The sequence below is a fragment of the Bacillus mycoides genome (assembly GCF_000832605.1).
GTDB lineage: Bacteria > Bacillota > Bacilli > Bacillales > Bacillaceae_G > Bacillus_A > Bacillus_A mycoides.
In genome coordinates, this window is sequence record NZ_CP009692.1 from 807,857 (window position 1) to 825,810 (window position 17,954).

The window sequence follows — 17,954 nt, forward strand, 5'->3', positions numbered from 1 at the left end:
ATATAACAAAAATAGAAAAGAATGTTAAGCGGAATTGAAAGTTTTTTGGTTGAGAAATATGGAATAGAAATCTTTAAGTGGTTGTCTAGAAAACTATTATATGAAGGAAAATATGAAAAAATTAACGAACACTTGTTCTTTTTGGTTTTGTTTGTTACAATGAAATTTCATTGATAGATTATGTGTAATTTTGATGAACTTTTACTGATAACATAACATATTGTAGCTTATTTCTTTTGAAAATAGGGAGGCTTTTGAATGAAACAAAAATTTTCAGTTGAAGCGTTTTGGAAGAAAATAAAACATGTTGCGAAGCAGGCAGGGCAGTCGGTAATCTATGCGAGTTTATTGTTGTTTTACGTTTTGCAAAGGCCGGATGTTCCAAAACGAGTGAAAATTATTGTAATCGGAGCACTTGCTTATTTCATTGCACCGATTGATGCCATTCCAGATTTCATTGCTGGAGTCGGTTATACGGATGATTTAGGTGCGTTAATGGCCGCACTATTACAAGCATCGATATACGTAAATGAAGATGTGAAAGATAAGTCGCGAGTGAAGTTGGCAGAATGGTTTGGTTCGGATATAGACACATCATTTATCGATCAAAAATTAGATCAATAGGTGAGAACTGTCATAGGATGACAGGGCGAACGTAAGCGAGGAAGTGCATTATGCCATCAGGAAGAACGCATACGAAAATAAACTTAATATCCCTTCCGGTTGTTTTGTTTATGCTCTTTTCGTATGGATTAACAAGTTTTGATTTTTTATTAACTTTTGCAATTGGCTTTTTAGTAGGTACTTCATTTTTAACACCGGATTTAGATACGTACAGTAATGCGTATAATAAATGGGGATTCCTCCGCATTTTTTGGTATCCATATAGGAGCGTAATGCCCCATCGTTCCTTCTTCACACATACGATTATAATTGGTGATATTATTCGTATTGCATACATGTTAATCGTGTTTTCTCCGTTTTTATTCCTATTAAATATAATCGCATTCGGTGGAAATTTAATAGAAATTGCGAAGGAACACGAGGTTGAAATTGTAACGTTTGTAATGGGGATTGTTGTGGCGAGTACGCTCCACATTATAGCGGATAAAGCGAATACGCGCCGAAAGAAAATGATGAGAAAAAAGAAGAAACGCAGAAGATAAAAAAACCGTCCCAAAAGGTATTTTGGGACGGTTTTTTCTTATTAATAGGTAGGTTATTCTTGTCGTATTTTGTAGTTAAGTCGATATTCCTTGTCGAATCGCCGATAAAATTTCATTTACGATCATGCGACATTAATTTTTGGACAGTTTCTTTTTAATCAAACGTTTGTTTAAAACTAAGCTTTCAGTATCTTAATACCTTTCACGATATTCCAAATGAAGTAGTATAAGCTAATGATTCCGCAAATGCATAAGACGATGATTGCTCCAATTCCAAGTGTTACGTCTGGTTGATCAGATCCGATGCCCATAATTCCTAAAATAACTAATCCAATAAATGTTGCGATACTTGGAATAATGTGTGTCCATAGAGCACGCTTTGCATGTGGTTTCGTTTCAGAATCGCCCACAATCCACACGATAATAGGGAATAAGATAGGCGCAAATAATACACTAAAGTATGATAAAGCTGCTAATATTTTGTTTCCGTTCATATATATCACCTCATAAGTAATGTTCGTTGTTATACCTTTAGTATGCAGTAGATTTGGCGAGCTTCCTATCGATTAACATTACAAGAACGTGACGCTTTTGTAAGATTTCCTTTTTAAATGATAAAATTTTCAAAAAAATCTTTTTAAATGAAAATTGTTGTGATAAAATTATTGAAAACGTTTTCTTAAACGTTTTATATTTTTTAGACTTAAAGGTATGATGACCTGGTAGTCTATTGATAAGGTTATATCTTATTTAAAAGGGGATTCTTTAGGGGGAGAGAACAATGAACACATGGACACAAGTTTACGATCCGTTCGGTAACATTTGGATTTCGGCAGCAGTCGCACTTATTCCAATCATCTTTTTTTTCTTAGCTTTAGCAGTTTTCCGCATGAAGGGGTATGTGGCAGGATTTATTACAGTTGTATTAACGATTTTGGTGGCGTTATTTGCGTATAAAATGCCATTCACAATGGCAATGGCAGCGACCGGATACGGTTTCTTATACGGATTATGGCCAATTGCGTGGATTATCATTATGTCAGTATTTTTATATAAAATTTCTGTGAAAACAGGTCAATTTGATGTCATTCGTACATCTGTATTATCCATTACGAATGACCATCGTTTACTCGTTATTTTAATCGGATTTTCATTTGGAGCATTTTTGGAAGGGGCAGCAGGATTTGGTGCACCAGTAGCGATTACGGCAGCGCTTCTGGCAGGCCTTGGGCTAAATCCTTTATATGCAGCAGGTCTTTGTTTAATCGCAAATACTGCACCAGTAGCGTTCGGAGCAATGGGGATTCCGATTACAGTTGCTGGACAAGTAACAGGCATTGATCCGCATAAAATTGGACAAATGGCTGGGCATCAATTACCGTTCTTATCTTTATTTGTTCCGTTCTTTATTGTATTTTTAATGGATGGCTTTAAAGGAGTAAAACAAACGTGGCCTGCTTTATTTGTAGCGGGTAGTTCATTTGCAATTACACAGTTCATTACAGCGACGTTTTTAGGGCCAGAACTTCCTGATATTACGTCAGCGCTTGTAAGTTTAGTAAGTTTATCGCTATTCTTAAAAGTTTGGCAGCCGAAAGAAATTTATCAAACTAAGCAAGCGAATAGTGAAGTAGCCGCGGCGACGACAACGACAACGACAACGACAACGACAACGACATCTATGCCGAAACTAACGGTAGGAAAAGTAGTAAAAGCGTGGTCTCCGTTCATTATTTTAACTGTGATGGTAGTCATTTGGAGCCAAAGTTTCTTTAAAGCATTATTCGCTCCGGGCGGCGCTTTAGAAAGTCTCGTATTTAAATTTGAAGTTCCAAGCTTGCACAATTTAGTAATGAAAGCAGAGCCTATTGTAAATAAACCAACACCTTATGAAGCAATCTTGAAATTAGATATTTTATCAGCGACTGGAACAGCAATTTTAATTGCTTGTATCATTTCTATCTTTATTTTAAAAATGAGTGCAAAAGATGCAGTAGCAACATTTAAAGAAACGTTAAACGAACTAAAAATGCCAATTCTATCTATTGGATTCGTATTAGGATTCGCATTTATCGCAAACTATTCTGGTCTATCTTCTACATTAGCGTTAGCACTTGCAGGAACTGGCGGACTATTCCCGTTCTTCTCACCATTCTTAGGATGGATTGGCGTATTCTTAACAGGATCAGATACGTCAGCGAACGCACTGTTCTCGAATTTACAAGCAATTACAGCGCAGCAAGTCGGTGTATCTGAAGTACTTCTCGTTGCAGCAAATACAACGGGCGGTGTAACAGGTAAAATGATTTCTCCGCAATCAATTGCGATTGCTTGTGCGGCAGTTGGACTTGCTGGGAAAGAGTCAGATTTGTTCCGCTTTTCATTGAAGCATAGTTTATTCTTCGTTACTATTGTTGGGATTATGACGTATGTACAGGCTTATTATTTAACTTGGATGATTCCGTAAACAACAAAAGAAATAAACTTTGCATTTTTCAGATTATAGTGTATGATGGGAAAGTATTGAAAATTAAATCAGTGATAAACTAGGGGTGCCTAACGTATGCGTAGGCTGAGAGAGAAGCGTGTGAACTTCTTAACCCTTTGGACCTGATCTGGCTCGTACCAGCGTAGGGAAGTTAACGGCTTTACATAATTATGTCTTTATGAGCCAGGTCCTTATTCTTTTATGGACCTGGCTCTTTTTATTTTGGCATGCGCTGGCCATATCTCGTCCTTGTCACGAACAGGGGGGCAACAAAGGTTATGAAACAGTCTGTTTCAGCTGAGCAAATTGAATTGAAATCGAGTTTACCAGGAAGTAAGAAAGTGTATGTGGATGGAACACGTGAAGGTATGAAAGTACCAATGCGCGAGATTGAACAAAGCGATACGAACGGTGTTCAAAATCCGCCAATCCGTGTGTATGATACGAGTGGACCTTATACAGATCCAGAGTATAAAGTGGAGCTGGAAAAAGGGATTCCAACGCCGCGCCACTCTTGGACCTTGGGGCGTGGTGATGTGGAAGCTTATGAAGGACGCGAAATTAAACCTGAGGATGACGGTGTGAAAGTGGCTTCAAAACATACACCTGTTTTCCCGCAAATGGATCGTAAGCCGCTTAGAGCGAAGCAAGGTGCAAATGTTTCGCAGATGCATTATGCGCGTAATGGCATTATTACGTCTGAGATGGAATATGTTGCGATTCGTGAAGGGGTAGAGCCTGAATTTGTTCGTAAGGAGATTGCAGAAGGTCGTGCGATTTTGCCGGCGAACATTAACCACCCTGAAGCGGAACCGATGATAATTGGACGTAATTTTCACGTAAAGGTAAATGCAAATATCGGAAACTCTGCTGTATCGTCTTCTATTGCAGAAGAAGTAGAGAAGATGACGTGGGCGACTCGCTGGGGTGCAGATACGATTATGGATTTATCTACAGGAAAAAACATTCATACAACACGTGAGTGGATTATTCGTAATGCTCCGGTACCAGTTGGAACTGTGCCAATTTATCAAGCGCTTGAAAAGGTAAACGGAATTGCAGAGGATTTAACGTGGGAAGTGTATCGTGATACGTTAATTGAGCAGGCGGAGCAAGGCGTTGATTACTTCACGATTCACGCTGGTGTATTACTTCGTTACATTCCCATTACTGCAAAGCGTATGACCGGTATTGTTTCGCGCGGTGGTTCGATTATGGCGCAGTGGTGTTTATTCCATCATAAAGAAAACTTCCTATATACTCACTTTGAAGAAATTTGTGAAATTATGAAGCAGTACGATGTTTCGTTCTCTCTTGGAGATGGATTACGTCCAGGTTCTATTGCAGATGCAAATGACGAAGCGCAGTTTTCTGAGCTTGAAACACTTGGTGAATTAACAAAAATCGCTTGGAAACATGATGTGCAAGTTATGATTGAAGGACCTGGGCATGTACCGATGCATTTAATTAAAGAAAATATGGAGAAAGAACTTGATATTTGTCAGGGTGCGCCGTTCTATACACTTGGGCCGTTAACGACAGATATTGCACCAGGTTATGATCATATTACTTCAGCGATTGGAGCTGCGATGATCGGCTGGTTTGGAACGGCGATGCTTTGTTATGTAACACCGAAAGAACATTTAGGTTTACCGAACAAAGATGATGTTCGCGAAGGGGTTATTACGTACAAAATCGCTGCGCATGCAGCCGATCTTGCGAAAGGGCATAAAACGGCTCATCAGCGTGATGATGCACTTTCAAAAGCACGATTTGAATTCCGTTGGCGCGACCAATTTAATTTATCTTTAGATCCTGAACGCGCGATGGAGTACCATGATGAAACGTTGCCAGCAGAAGGGGCGAAAACGGCGCATTTCTGTTCAATGTGTGGCCCAAAGTTTTGTAGTATGAGAATTTCACATGATATTCGTGAATATGCGAAAGAAAATGACTTAGAAACGACAGAAGCAATTGAAAAAGGAATGAAAGAGAAAGCGGTAGAATTCAAAGAAACTGGTAGTCACTTATATCAATAACACGTCACACCTCTTTACTTGATTGATCACACTGTACCTAACTTAAATATAGAAGAAGCCCCCTTTGCTAAGACGGTAGCAAAGGGGGCTTCTGTCGTCTATAAGGCGAAGAATAATTGTACCCAGTAGTATAAGAGGAATAATGTGACGACTGTTGTGAGTGGGATTACGATGAGAGATACGCTTAAATAATCTTTCCATTTCACTTTAATTTTGTTTTGTCTTAAGATATACATCCAAATGAGGGAAGCTAGTGTACCGATTGGTAATAATAGTGAACCGATGTCACTACCGATGATATTTGCGAGGTAGATTGTTTTTAATGTGACTGGATCTAGTCCCATTTCTGTTAATGTGATTGTACCAATCATAAGTGCAGGGTGGTTATTGAAGACGTTAGAGAGGAGGGAAACGAGTCCGCCCATTGCAAAGCTGGCATAGAGTAGATGCTGACTTACAACTGGTTCGAGCCAATGGACAAGCGCCGCTGTTAATCCTGCGTTGTGAAGCCCGTAAATAATTACGTACATAGAGAAGGCGAAAATTAGAATGTGCCACGGTGTCTTTTTCAAAATATCGACTGGGTTTGTTCGTAAGTAGTACCATCTCCAGATGAGAAGAACGAGTGAACCGAGTACGGCAACAATTTCGATTGGAATCGATAAGAAGGATGCAACGAATAGAAGACAGCGCATAAGGAAGACGAAGCCTAATACTTTTAACATGAATTTCGTACGTTTTTGTTTCGTATTAACAGAATTTTGTCCTTTTAACGGATGGAAGTTTTTCGTGAAGAAAATTTCTTCAATATCATATGAAGAAACAGGTAATCTTTCTGGAAGTTTTTTCTTTAAAACTGTATACATGAGCCATGACATAAACAGTAGTCCTAGTGTTGCAGGTACAAACATCATAGCAGTATGCATATAAAGAGTCATGTGGACGATATTTAAGGCAATTAAGTTTACAATATTACTTACACCAATTGGTGCACTAGATGCAGTGGCGATTAAAGCACCGCTTAATAAATAAGGGATTTGTTGATGAGGTTTTAATTGAAGGTTTTTCAGAAGTAAAATTAAAATCGGTGTTGTAATTAAAATACTACCGTCATTATTAAATAAAAGAGTCATAAGAAAACATAGTAATTGAATGTACCAGTATAGGCGTCGTCCGGAACCTTTCGCTAAATTTGCGAGTTTCGCTGCGGACCAGTGGAAGAAGCCGAAGCTTTCTAATATAACCGCCATAACGATGGTCGCTAATATCGTTATAGAGGCACCGCCGATTTTACTTATAATGTCCATGACGTCTGGTTTTGATACAAGTCCAGTAATGAGGATAATGCCAGCGCCAATTGCTGCTGGCCACGCCTCATTTAAACCACGAGGTCGCCAAAAGATAACAATCATCGTTAAGAAGAATACAATAATAGTAATCCATATTTCAATGCTCATATTTAACCTACCTTTCTATTTTCTCTTGAACAAATGTAGCTTGTCTCAAGTTTATATAGCATTATATTCAAAAGAAAATAAGAAGAACTAGGCATCTACCTTAATCTAGTGAATATGTGTATTTTGAGCAATAAGGCAAGTATAAGTAGTAGTGTAATAACTATTAGGAGAGGAGTCTAATAAATTAGGGGCATTCTATGTGTGAATGCCCCTAATTTACTATTTTTCCTTTAAAAATGTTCGATCTTTTAAGAATAAATTCCAGAAGAAAATAAATCCTGGTAGTAAAATTGCAATCCCGATTGCGTAAAGAATAAGAAGTGCATAGAATGTTTCGACCGTCGTAAAGCTTGTAAATACAGTTACGTCCGGGTAAATGATATAAGGTAAATGGGCGACGCCGTAAGCGTAGCTTGCAAATGCATATTGAGCGACGACAGCTAAAACTGCAATGCGAGGAAAGCCTAGTGTGCCATATTTCTTATTTGTCCACCAAAGGGAAGAGTATCCGATAACAAATAAAATGATAGAGACTGTAAACCATGGGAATTGCTTTATTAGTCCTTGCATAAGCCAGTGTGTTTCAGGGTCCATTACAACGAGAGCGATAATAGCAGTCACGAGCGTTGCAGGACCAAGTATGATGGCATTTCTTCTATAAATTCGGTACGTATCTTCAGAACCTTGTTCCCTAGCAAAATCAGCAAGAAAGAGAGATGATAGAAATAGTTCCGAAGTTAGTCCGAAGAGCATATAACAATAAATAACGGGACTAGAAAGAAGTTTTCCGTAAAGGAGCACTTCCTTTCCTTCAGACATCGTAATATAGGCACCTTCTGTAACTGGCAGAACGGTAATTAATAGAGCTGGGATTAAGAGCCCAGTAATACCTGAAATAATCCGAAGAAGGTGTTGGTATTTTGGCAGGGAGTAAGCAAATACCATAAATGTACTACGAATCGCAACGAGTACTAAAATTAACATAACTGGTACAAACATAACGGTTGCAAGGGTAAAGGCCGCTTTTGGGAAGAAACCGAGAAAAGCAACGACGACAAAGACAAGAAACGTATTTGTTACTTCCCAAGTTGGTGATAAGTACCGATTAGCAAGCTTGGCAGCAAGTGTCGGGTGTTTAGCGTATACCATGCCCCAAAAACCAGCTCCAAAATCAATAGACCCTAGTATGCTATATACGAAAATAAGAGCCCATAAGATGATGATTGCAATGCTTTCCTCATGCACGAGAATCGCCTCCTTCGTGATGTAAATCATTCTTTAACGGATGTTTCTTAAAGAATGTCCGTAGTACAAAGACTGTTAAAATACCGAGTCCAATATATAAAATGATGAATAAAACAAATAAAGGACCGACGAAATCAGCGCGCGTAGAAGCATCTACCGTGCGTTGCATGCCATAAATTGTCCATGGCTGACGACCACTACAACTAAAGATCCATCCGAATTCAATACCGAGCAACATAACGGGTCCACAGGCGGCAGCTCCCCAAAGAAGCCACTTCGGTAACTCTACTCCTTTTTTTCGGTAAACAAAGTACCAATATAAGAGGGCAATAGCTGCAACTGCAAAGGTAAAGGCAGCGGTGCCAACCATTAAATTGAACAGTGTATGTGTGTAAAATGGTGGCCATGTTTCTTGCGGGAATTCCTTTAGACCTTTTACAACGGTGTTAGGGTCTAGTCCCACTAATAAGCTAAGCATGTTCGGAATTTCAAGGGCATAGTTTAGTTCGAGTGTGTTAGGGTCCACAACCCCGCCAATCGATAAAGGCGCGTGTGATGTCGTTTCAAACAAAGCTTCAGCAGATGCTAGTTTTTCAGGTGAATGTTTATGTAAGGCAATAGCAGATTCGTGTCCTGAAAGCCACATCGTAGCACCTGTGATAAATGTAACGACAAGCCCTAACAGTAATCCTTTTTTATGGTAAGCAATTTCACGAGCGCTTAAATTTTTCTTTAATAATTTAAATCCAGCGATAGAAGCGATAACAGCTGCTCCAGTTGTATAGGCCGTAATAACGACGTGGAATGCACTTGTGCCAAAGCTAGGATTAAAGAAAGCTTTCCACGGATCAACGTTAAAAACTGAGCCATCTGGATTCATTGAAAAGCCCGCAGGTGTATTCATCCATGTGTTTGCCGATGTAATAAGCACGGCGGATGCAGTGGCGCCAATCATAACGAAAAATAGCGAGATTAATCTCATAACTGGAGGGAGTTTATCAGCCGCATATACGTAAATAGACATGAATAAAGCCTCTAAAAAGAAGGCGAAAATCTCAATTTGAAACGGAACGGAAATAACTTGCCCAACAATTTTGGCGAAACCAGGCCAAAGAAGTGAAATTTGTACACCAACAATTGTTCCAGTTGGAATTGCTACACCGAGAAGGATAGCAAAAGCCTTTGTCCATCTTTTTGCCATAATGGCATAGTCGGAATCTTTCTTCCAGTGATAGAGTATTTCACTTATAAAAATCATTAAAGAAAGCCCGACTCCAAGCGTTGCAAAGATAATGTGGAATGCTAATGAAGAACCAAAAAATGCCCTTGCTAATGTTACGGTATCCATATGTATACTCCCCTTCTTTTTGCCATTATTTTCTGATTGAATTGGAAAATTTATTCAAAAAACTACCAAAAATATATATGTATTTAAAAAATGAGTACGGTAATGTAGTGTTTAAATACTCTGAAAAGAAAGAAATTGATATTTGGTAATATTTTATTTGTTTTTTAGGGCTGAATCTTTTATAATCTTTTATGCGAACGTAAGTTCTATTTCCGGGATGAAGAAGTTTATGTGAAATGGAGAGGGTGTTTTATGTATCCTGAAGTCATTAAAAAGATGGCATTTTCAAGAGAGCATAGAGATTTATTATTAAAGTTGTATAATAAAGAAATTACGCGTCGTGAATATGATCGACTTGTGGAATCGCTATATAGACCTTCTAAAGAGGCTTGCGAAGGATAAGGTGAGAGAGACAATCTAAAGGATTGTCTTTTTTATATTTGCGTATGTTCTGGTAAAATTAAGGTTAGCCTTAAAAGGAGGTGAAAAGCTTGCGAAAACGTTTATATATAGGGATTGGGGTTATTCTCTTAATCGCTTTAGGTGGAGTTGTATTTTGGTCAGCTTTACAAGGAAATCGTACCGAGCATTTTATTTTACGACATATGGTGAATGAAAATGGAACACTTGCAACGTATCGCTTAGAGGATACAAAGGCAGGTAAGGGTGAAGCGAAGGGCCGTGAAGCTTTATCAGAATCTGCAGGGTTATGGCTACAATATACACTTGATAAAGATGATCAAGCTTTATTTGATGAACAAGTGAAGGTTATTCAAAATAACTTTGTACACAAGGATCGCATCGTTATATGGAAAATCTCTGAAAAGAGAGAAATGCAGTCAGCTACTAATGCACTTATCGATGATCTTCGTATTATAGAACAATTATATCGTGCTTATGAAATGTACAAGGAAGATCGCTATAAAAACCTTGCAGATCAATTGAGTGATTCTGTACTTCGTTATAATAAAAAAGGTAATTATTACGTTGATTATTACGATGCAGATACAGGAAAACAAAATAACTTTGCAACAACATCTTACATAAATCCGCATGCATTCTCTTATATGAAAAAGTATGGAAAAATTTCTGCACAGCAGTATCAGGAAGTTGTTCAGTTTTTAGCGGATTATCCAAGGCAGGGCTGGGCATTCCCAAAAGAGTATAAAGATGATGGGACATTTACGTACGATAAAGAAGTGAATCTTATTGATCAATCATACGTTGCTTATCATCGTAGTTTAGGCGGTCTTTCATCAGACGCTTATTTGGAATTTATAAAGAAGAAATTTCGCGAAGACGAAAAGTTATATGGTCGTTATAACTTAGAAACGGGAAAACAAGCTGTGAACTATGAATCACCAGCATCTTACGGATTAACAATTTTGTACGTACTACAAACAGGTGATACAAAGTTTGCGAAGGAATTGTATGAGCGGATGAATACATTTCGAAACGATAATGTATTTAGTAGATATTATGGTGGATATGTAACAGGTGAGAATAATAATACACATATTTTCGATAACGTATTGCCGCTTTTAGCGGAAATGGAATTGGATAAGAGTAAAAAATAAAAGGTGCCACCCTATGGGGATGGTACCTTTTATTTGTGTCGTTATTTGTTTGTAAAGCGATATAATTTTACGCCCTAATATTGGAGAAGTAATCAATCACGAATTCACGAAATTGCTGGGCGGTGTTTGATAAATAGCGCTTCTTCGACCAACTTAAGCCGATAGTTCGTTCGCAATTAGGTTCAATAATACGTAACTTATTTGATGCTAAAGTAGAGTTTTTTAATAAAGTTAAACTTGGGACAAAGGCGATGCCAAGACCTTGCTTAATGAGATCGCTAATCACGGTTGGTTCATCTACTTCAAAAGCGATATGTGGAGTGAAACCAGCTTTTTCACAAAATGCATCTGTTAAGTGCCGAAATCCGTAACCAGTGTTCATACTAATAAACGATTCGTCTTTTACTTCATGCAAATAGATACTTTCGCGGTTTGATAACCGATGTCCTGAAGGAACAGCTAAGAAAATTTCTTCTGTGATAAGTGGTTCCCAAACCATTTCCTCGCCTTCAATTGGTACAGAGGAGATACAAAAATCAATTTCCATATTATCTAGTTGCCGTTTCATAGAAGGAGTAGATGCGAGAAATTGTTGGAATCGAACGTTAGGGTGTTCTAGTAAAAAAGAACCGAGTAACTCGGGTAATATTCTTGGAATAGAAACTGCAAGTGTAATAGAGCCTTGTTGTAATTCAGCTAAATCTTTAATTTCGCGTTCCCCTTCACTTAATTCATGAAAAATGCGTTCTACTCGTTTTAAAAATACTTTGCCGAAAGAGTTTAATGTAATCTGTCGACCTTGGCGATCAAATAAGGGGACGCCTAAGTCCTTTTCTAGTCTAGCGATTGTTTTACTGAGTGAAGGCTGCGCGATATGCAATTCTTCAGCTGCTTTTGTCATATGTTCTAGTCGTGCGACTGTCTGAAAGTATTTTAATTGAAGAAGTTCCACTTCGAATCTCCTTTCTATAGACCAAAAGGAATGAATTGATAATTAAAGATGTATTATACAGTATGGAAAGTGACGTGTATAGTAAATCTGTTAAACCATTCGAAGGGTGTTAAATTAGGAGAAGGAGTATGTTTCATGAAGGGAATTCAACTTATATTTAAAGATTGGAAGGCGATGTGGAACCATAAACATGGACGTATCGCTTTAATTTTTTTATTAATCGTTCCTTTAATTTATTCAGGATTCTTCTTAGCTGGATATTGGGATCCGTACGGAAAATTAGATAAATTACCTGTTGCAGTTGTTAATTTAGATAAGGGTGCTGTGATGGATGAAAAAACAATCCAGGCTGGAGACGATTTTGTTAAAAATTTAAAAGAGAATAAGGAATTGGCGTTTCATTTCGTATCAGAAAAAGATGCTGATGAAGGGCTAAAAGAAGATAAGTATTATATGGTGGTTACGATTCCGGAGGAGTTCTCTAAAAAGGTAAGTACACTAATGGATGAGAAACCAGAGCCGGCGAGGCTGCAGTACAAAGTAAATCCAGGGAAAAACTTTGTAGCAGCTCAAATTGGAACGACAGCTGTTGAAAATATGAAAACAAAAATTTCAAATAGTATTACGAAGTCTTATACAGAAGGTGTCTTTTCAAAGTTTCAAGATTTGGCACAAGGGTTGAGTGATGCAAGAAATGGCGCTGAGAAGTTGCACGAAGGAACGACGGATGCGAAAAATGGGGCGAATCAGCTTGCAGATGGTATTCATCGTTTAAATGATGGAACAGTGAAGTTAAAAGAAGGAAGTGATAAGCTTGCCTCTAGTCAATCGGCCTTAACTGGGGGAGCAAATGAGCTTAGTCAGGGAGCGACATCACTTCATAATGGTATGGAGCTGCTAGCACAGGGTGAGAAGTCTTTACAATCAGGAGTTAGTGAATTAAGTGCTGGTACAAATGAATGGGTGAACGTAAGTGAGAAACTTGCTGAAGGGCAAGTGAAAGCGGACAATGCGGCAAATAGTGTAAAACAACAATTAGAAGAGTACGTGAAAAGTCATCCAGAAGTGCAGCAAGATCCTGCTTTTCAAAAGATCATTGCTACTTCTAACGGATTAGCTAAAGCAACAAACACTTTAAATAATAGCCAACAACAATTGACACAAGGTGCGCGGAAGCTTACTGATGGTCAGCATAAGATTGAGGAAGGCATGAATACATTCGGAGTTAAGTTAAACGAAGCTACCGCTGGAACGAAAAAGATAGCAGATGGTACTTCGAATTTAGCTGATGGATTTACGAAGTGGGGAAATGGATTTACATCATTACAAGAAGGTGTAAATCACCTTGCGAGTGGCGGAACAGAGCTGAATCATGGTGCTGATAAGTTAACGAACGGACTTGTTAAACTTGACGATGGTGCGAAAGAACTTTCTACGAAATTGGGAGAGGGCGCAGAGAAGATAGCGGATGTTCGCAATGATGATGCACGCAATACGATGTTCTCAGAGCCGGTTCAATTAGTGAAGTCGACAGTTTCTGATGTGCCTAACTATGGTTCAGGTATTGCACCATACTTTTTATCACTGGCATTTTATGTTGGCGGAATTATGGCATCGAATATTTTACCTCTTGGCCGTAGACAAAATATGAAGGTAAGCGGAACAGTACATTTTATTAATAAACTAGGATTGGTATATTTAATTGGACTTATTCAAGCATTACTTGTGGATGTGGTAGTGTTAGGAGTTATGAAATTAGAAGTTGCAAGTGTATCACTCTTTGTTTTATCAAGTATTGTTATTTCCTTTACGTTCATGACATTTATTCTTATGTTAGTAACGGTATTCGGCATTGTTGGGAAGTTCGCAGCGGTAACGCTTCTCGTTCTTCAATTAGCGACGAGCGGAGGTACTTTCCCAGGAGAGTTAAATATAGCTGTGCTTAGCAAAATTGGACAGTTTCTCCCAATGTCTCATTCTCTTAGAGGATTACAAGATGTTATCTCTTTAGGAGATTGGTCGCAATTACGAATGCAAATTTTAATTTTATTATGCTATCTCGTTGTTGCTGGCGGAATCACATGGGTTACGAGTCATATACAGCATAAGGAAACGAATGCAGAGCAAGTTTCTTAAAATGAAAAAAGCTATCCGATTTTTCCGGATAGCTTTTTCTTATTTCTTTTCCATAACCGCAAAGTAATTACTTTCATTATCAGCGAAGTTAAAAGCTCTACCTGTAGGTAAATCTACAACTTGTCCAACTGTAACATTTTTCTCAGAAAGATCTTTATACAGTTGATCTAAGTTATTAGAGAAGAACATAAGTGAAGGGGTATTTAAGTTTAATTCAGGTTGCATCTTCGCAATTAACGCCTTATCGTGAAGGACGATGCTTGTTCCAGCTTCTTTTGCCGGCGCAATTTCAATCCAGCGGAATCCTTGACCGTTATTTTCTTCTGCAACGATTTGGAATCCTACTGTTTCTGTCCAGAATTGCACTGATTCATCTTGATTATTTACATATAACATAATTTGTCCAATTTGATTAATCATAGGTGTCTCCTGCTTTCTTTTCTTATATGAAATACTATTATATCAAATATATGGTTTAAATACTTTTTCATGATTTTTCCGAATGGCAATCTTCGCCCATTTCATATTTGTCGTAGGGGAAGGCCCTGTAATCCACGTATGAAATGGTAGTATGCTGCCAATGACCATTGCTGAAATAGAGATTGTGGTCGTTAATATAAATAGTAATAGGCTATATAATATTGTGTTTTCTTGCAATGCGAATAAGGAAAGAAATTTTGTACATAGTTGCAAGAAGAAAAAATGAGCTAAATAAGCGCCATACGTGTAATTCCCGATAAAACGTAAAGCTTTATATAAGAAACCACGTCGCTGGACAATTGTAATAGATAACACGTACAGTATCATAATTTCACAAACAATATATAAAAACATGGACGGTTTTAAATAAGTAGAAACCGTTAAATGAATAGAATTGGCGCCGTAAAAACTAAATAACTCATAATTGATGAATAAAAATAAGATGAAAAATAAGATTGTTATAAGCGGAATATGTTTCATGACAAATATACGCCAAGTTTTTAATGATACAGCAGCTATTCCTCCCATGACGAAATAGAATGAGTAGAAGAAGAAGGAACGATCTGTATAATGTAAAATGGTTGAACTAGTCAGTTTCTCTCCATTAAAAATGTAGTGAGAAGAGTACCACATTAAGAAGAAATATAGACAAGCGAAAATGGTCATATATTTATATATGTCTTTTTTATTTTCTGTTCGTTTTTGAAACCAATAAAATAGTGTGCATAGTAACGGGAACAATAAGTGAATTTGGAACATCATAATAACGTACCAAAGATGAGGTGCAGCTGTCCCGAGTAATAAACTTTTTATTCCGCCTTGTAGTGTAATGACATCGTTTGTTGTTAATAGGTAAAGAATAGACCAAAAGAAATAAGGGATGAGTAAATGTGTGGATTTTTCATAAACATACTCTGTATAAACGAGTTTCTTCGTATATTGCCGAATTAAATGGAAGCCGACGATAAATATGAATGCAGGTGCTGAAAATTTTGCAAGATTAAATAGCATGCCCATAATGAGGGATTGCTCGAGTAAGACATTTCCTTGATTCATTGTATATAATAAGGAACTTTGCAAAACGACAGCAAGAAATGCAATGCTTTGCAAAACTTTGAATTCTGGTGCGCTTTGAGTCATTGTATCCATCTCCTTTTCCATACATGATTATAGTACGGAGAATGGATAATGGATGTGGAATATTTGTGAAGATTATAACAAAATTGTGGCGGGATGGGATTATATCGACGTTTCGACAAATAACAACAAAAAAGAGGATGCTCCACCGAGCATCCTCTTTCTATATATTAAGCAAATTTATTTTTGATCCAGTTTTTACCTTCTACAAGGCGAGCTGTCATTACGGCACAAGCGTTATCTCCTGTTACGTTTAACACTGTTGCAGGAGGATCGATGATTGTACTAATTGCTGCGATAATTGGCAATGCTTCTGGTGGGAATCCGTATAGAGAAACGATTAACATTTCACCAATCATACCCCCGCCCGGAATAGCACCCATTACTGTTCCTACTAATAGAGAAACAACAAGTGCAATTGCTAATGTTTTCGGTCCTTCGAATTCCATGTTGAAAATACCGAATAAGAAAGCAATTTTTAATACCCCGCCTAAAACAGATCCGTCTTTATGAAGTGTAGATCCAAGAAGGACAACTGTTTCACGAACGTCAGAAGAAATACCCATTTTCTTCGTTGCTTCTAAGTTCGATGGAATACTTGCGGCACTACTACAAGTTGCAAGTGATGTAACTGTAGGAGAGACCATGTTCTTCCAAAATATTTGTACACCTTGTTTGCGACCTGCAAGGTACGCATAGAATGTAAAGAATACAAAGAAGTAAATAAGAGAAGCTGGATAGTATACCATTGCTGCTCGGAAGTAAGTTCCAAGAAGTTGTGGTCCGAATTCACCAACTAATGCTGCGAAGTAGGCAGCTAGTCCGATTGGAGCGTAGTACATAATGAAAGATACGACTTTCATTGAAATTTCTGCACCAGCTTGTAGGAATGTAGCGAATGGTTTCCCTTTTTCACCAACTGCTGAAGTTGCAATCCCCATTAAGATAGAGAAGAAAATAAGAGCTAGCATGTTCTCGCGAGATAGTAACTTTGAAAAGTCTGATACTGTTATGATACCGACAATTTGATCAGCAACACTAACTGCTTTTTCAGCTTTATCAGGCTGCGTTAGTTCTAATACAACACCTTGTGCTGGCGGGAATACTTTCACGATAATAATCATAAAAATAGCAGCTAAAATACTTGTAAATAAGAAAGTTCCAGCCATACTAGACATAATTTTACCGAAACGTTTTAATCCATCCATATTAGCAATAGATGACGCGATGCTAAAGAACACTAACGGTACAACAATCGTAAACATTAAGTTTAAGAAAATGTCACCAAGCGGCTTTAAAGCAACTGCATCGGCACCCATGAAATAACCAATGAAACCACCAATTAGGATAGAAGATAATAAAATAAGCGGAAAGCGATATGCCTTCATAAATATATCCTCCTATCGATTATAAAAAATCATACTGAATCATTATAGCGAGTTAGAGACTTCTTTACTAGGAAAATACGGATAGATGGAATAGCGTGAAAACCGAGAAATTTTTGTTTTTAAGCTCGGCATACAGTTAGAAATCTAGACATATATATTTGTAACCTAGTGGTGGCAAGGGCTACACCATAACTTAGGTTTGGAAAAAGGGGGAGGGGAGCGAGATGAATATTTTACTTTGCTGTGCAGCGGGAATGTCTTCCAGTTTGATTGTTACAAAAATGGAGAAAGCAGCAGAGGCAAGAGGGATCCAGGTAAAGATTTGGGCAGTATCAGGTTCAGAAGTGCGAAATCATATTGATACTGCAGATGTACTTTTACTTGGACCGCAAGTACGTTATTTATTACCGAAAATGAAAGAATTATGTAAGGAGAAGGGAATACCTGTTGATGTCATTCAATCCGTCCATTACGGACTTTGTAATGGAGAGGCTATCTTACAAGCAGCTTTGTCCATGAAACCATGAGGAGAGTGGGATAG

The 17,954-nt window shown here is 37.9% G+C and carries 16 protein-coding genes and 1 riboswitch; of the genes, 8 read left to right on the top strand and 8 right to left on the bottom strand.

Features of this window, described 5'->3' with window-relative positions; all coding sequences use genetic code 11:
- The first annotated feature begins 258 nt into the window (after positions 1-258).
- Both BG05_RS05920 and BG05_RS05925 read left to right on the top strand, forming a co-directional pair.
- Positions 259-624 (top strand): YkvA family protein, encoded by a 366-nt coding sequence (locus BG05_RS05920; protein WP_002089647.1) that lies wholly within the window; start codon positions 259-261, stop codon positions 622-624.
- A gap of 50 nt (positions 625-674) precedes the next feature.
- Positions 675-1,166, top strand: a complete 492-nt coding sequence (locus BG05_RS05925; protein ID WP_002089644.1) for a metal-binding protein — start codon at positions 675-677, stop codon at positions 1,164-1,166.
- 176 nt (positions 1,167-1,342) lie between these two features.
- On the opposite strand, the gene BG05_RS05930 is transcribed toward BG05_RS05925, so the two are convergent.
- Complete coding sequence (locus BG05_RS05930) at positions 1,343-1,660, bottom strand: magnetosome magnetite crystal formation protein family (protein ID WP_002089643.1); 318 nt, start codon at positions 1,658-1,660, stop codon at positions 1,343-1,345.
- A gap of 287 nt (positions 1,661-1,947) precedes the next feature.
- Between BG05_RS05930 and BG05_RS05935 the strand changes: the two genes are divergently transcribed.
- Together BG05_RS05935 and thiC are read left to right on the top strand one after the other, a co-directional pair.
- A complete protein-coding gene (locus BG05_RS05935) occupies positions 1,948-3,633 on the top strand; it encodes a lactate permease LctP family transporter (protein WP_003192428.1) in 1,686 nt (561 codons plus the stop codon).
- A gap of 71 nt (positions 3,634-3,704) precedes the next feature.
- A riboswitch (TPP riboswitch) is annotated at positions 3,705-3,820 on the top strand.
- A 112-nt stretch (positions 3,821-3,932) separates the two neighbouring features.
- Complete coding sequence (thiC, locus tag BG05_RS05940; protein WP_002016178.1) at positions 3,933-5,693, top strand: phosphomethylpyrimidine synthase ThiC; 1,761 nt, start codon at positions 3,933-3,935, stop codon at positions 5,691-5,693.
- 98 nt (positions 5,694-5,791) lie between these two features.
- On the opposite strand, the gene BG05_RS05945 is transcribed toward thiC, so the two are convergent.
- The 3 genes from BG05_RS05945 to cydA form a co-directional block, all read right to left on the bottom strand.
- Complete coding sequence (locus tag BG05_RS05945; RefSeq protein WP_003192424.1) at positions 5,792-7,150, bottom strand: arsenic transporter; 1,359 nt, start codon at positions 7,148-7,150, stop codon at positions 5,792-5,794.
- Between the two features lie 219 nt (positions 7,151-7,369).
- On the bottom strand, positions 7,370-8,395 hold the full coding sequence (locus tag BG05_RS05950; protein WP_002089640.1) for a cytochrome d ubiquinol oxidase subunit II: 1,026 nt from the start codon (positions 8,393-8,395) through the stop codon (positions 7,370-7,372).
- Positions 8,388-9,743, bottom strand: a complete 1,356-nt coding sequence (cydA, locus tag BG05_RS05955) for a cytochrome ubiquinol oxidase subunit I (RefSeq protein ID WP_002034780.1) — start codon at positions 9,741-9,743, stop codon at positions 8,388-8,390. Before cydA ends, BG05_RS05950 begins: the two co-directional genes overlap by 8 nt.
- Before the next feature lie 252 nt (positions 9,744-9,995).
- Here cydA and BG05_RS31000 point away from each other — a divergent pair, with 252 nt between their 5' ends.
- A complete protein-coding gene (locus tag BG05_RS31000) occupies positions 9,996-10,145 on the top strand; it encodes a hypothetical protein (protein ID WP_002016173.1) in 150 nt (49 codons plus the stop codon).
- Positions 10,146-10,234: 89 nt separating this feature from the next.
- Positions 10,235-11,320 carry a hypothetical protein gene (locus BG05_RS05965; RefSeq protein WP_016127667.1) on the top strand — a complete coding sequence of 362 codons (1,086 nt, stop codon included), beginning with the start codon at positions 10,235-10,237 and terminating at the stop codon, positions 11,318-11,320.
- A gap of 67 nt (positions 11,321-11,387) precedes the next feature.
- On the opposite strand, the gene BG05_RS05970 is transcribed toward BG05_RS05965, so the two are convergent.
- Complete coding sequence (locus BG05_RS05970; RefSeq protein WP_016127668.1) at positions 11,388-12,272, bottom strand: LysR family transcriptional regulator; 885 nt, start codon at positions 12,270-12,272, stop codon at positions 11,388-11,390.
- 135 nt (positions 12,273-12,407) lie between these two features.
- Between BG05_RS05970 and BG05_RS05975 the strand changes: the two genes are divergently transcribed.
- Positions 12,408-14,408 (top strand): YhgE/Pip domain-containing protein, encoded by a 2,001-nt coding sequence (locus BG05_RS05975; protein ID WP_003192415.1) that lies wholly within the window; start codon positions 12,408-12,410, stop codon positions 14,406-14,408.
- Between the two features lie 39 nt (positions 14,409-14,447).
- Here BG05_RS05975 and BG05_RS05980 read toward each other — a convergent pair whose 3' ends face one another.
- The 3 genes from BG05_RS05980 to BG05_RS05990 all read right to left on the bottom strand — a co-directional run bounded on the left by BG05_RS05980 (position 14,448) and on the right by BG05_RS05990 (position 17,413).
- Complete coding sequence (locus BG05_RS05980; RefSeq protein ID WP_002143773.1) at positions 14,448-14,828, bottom strand: VOC family protein; 381 nt, start codon at positions 14,826-14,828, stop codon at positions 14,448-14,450.
- A gap of 42 nt (positions 14,829-14,870) precedes the next feature.
- Positions 14,871-16,028: an acyltransferase gene (locus BG05_RS05985; RefSeq protein ID WP_016127669.1), complete on the bottom strand. Its 1,158-nt coding sequence runs from the start codon at positions 16,026-16,028 to the stop codon at positions 14,871-14,873.
- A 167-nt stretch (positions 16,029-16,195) separates the two neighbouring features.
- Positions 16,196-17,413 carry a dicarboxylate/amino acid:cation symporter gene (locus BG05_RS05990; RefSeq protein WP_003192408.1) on the bottom strand — a complete coding sequence of 406 codons (1,218 nt, stop codon included), beginning with the start codon at positions 17,411-17,413 and terminating at the stop codon, positions 16,196-16,198.
- Positions 17,414-17,637: 224 nt separating this feature from the next.
- Between BG05_RS05990 and BG05_RS05995 the strand changes: the two genes are divergently transcribed.
- Positions 17,638-17,940 carry a PTS sugar transporter subunit IIB gene (locus BG05_RS05995; protein ID WP_002089630.1) on the top strand — a complete coding sequence of 101 codons (303 nt, stop codon included), beginning with the start codon at positions 17,638-17,640 and terminating at the stop codon, positions 17,938-17,940.
- Positions 17,941-17,954: the final 14 nt, after the last annotated feature.

Bases quoted from the DNA above. Each gene is read 5' to 3' on its own strand.
- BG05_RS05920 (WP_002089647.1), top strand. From the start codon at position 259: ATGAAACAAAAATTTTCAGTTGAAGCGTTTTGGAAGAAAATAAAACAT.
- BG05_RS05925 (WP_002089644.1), top strand. From the start codon at position 675: ATGCCATCAGGAAGAACGCATACGAAAATAAACTTAATATCCCTTCCG.
- BG05_RS05930 (WP_002089643.1), bottom strand. From the start codon at position 1,660: ATGAACGGAAACAAAATATTAGCAGCTTTATCATACTTTAGTGTATTA.
- BG05_RS05935 (WP_003192428.1), top strand. From the start codon at position 1,948: ATGAACACATGGACACAAGTTTACGATCCGTTCGGTAACATTTGGATT.
- thiC (WP_002016178.1), top strand. From the start codon at position 3,933: ATGAAACAGTCTGTTTCAGCTGAGCAAATTGAATTGAAATCGAGTTTA.
- BG05_RS05945 (WP_003192424.1), bottom strand. From the start codon at position 7,150: ATGAGCATTGAAATATGGATTACTATTATTGTATTCTTCTTAACGATG.
- cydA (WP_002034780.1), bottom strand. From the start codon at position 9,743: ATGGATACCGTAACATTAGCAAGGGCATTTTTTGGTTCTTCATTAGCA.
- BG05_RS31000 (WP_002016173.1), top strand. From the start codon at position 9,996: ATGTATCCTGAAGTCATTAAAAAGATGGCATTTTCAAGAGAGCATAGA.
- BG05_RS05975 (WP_003192415.1), top strand. From the start codon at position 12,408: ATGAAGGGAATTCAACTTATATTTAAAGATTGGAAGGCGATGTGGAAC.
- BG05_RS05980 (WP_002143773.1), bottom strand. From the start codon at position 14,828: ATGATTAATCAAATTGGACAAATTATGTTATATGTAAATAATCAAGAT.
- BG05_RS05985 (WP_016127669.1), bottom strand. From the start codon at position 16,028: ATGACTCAAAGCGCACCAGAATTCAAAGTTTTGCAAAGCATTGCATTT.
- BG05_RS05990 (WP_003192408.1), bottom strand. From the start codon at position 17,413: ATGAAGGCATATCGCTTTCCGCTTATTTTATTATCTTCTATCCTAATT.
- BG05_RS05995 (WP_002089630.1), top strand. From the start codon at position 17,638: ATGAATATTTTACTTTGCTGTGCAGCGGGAATGTCTTCCAGTTTGATT.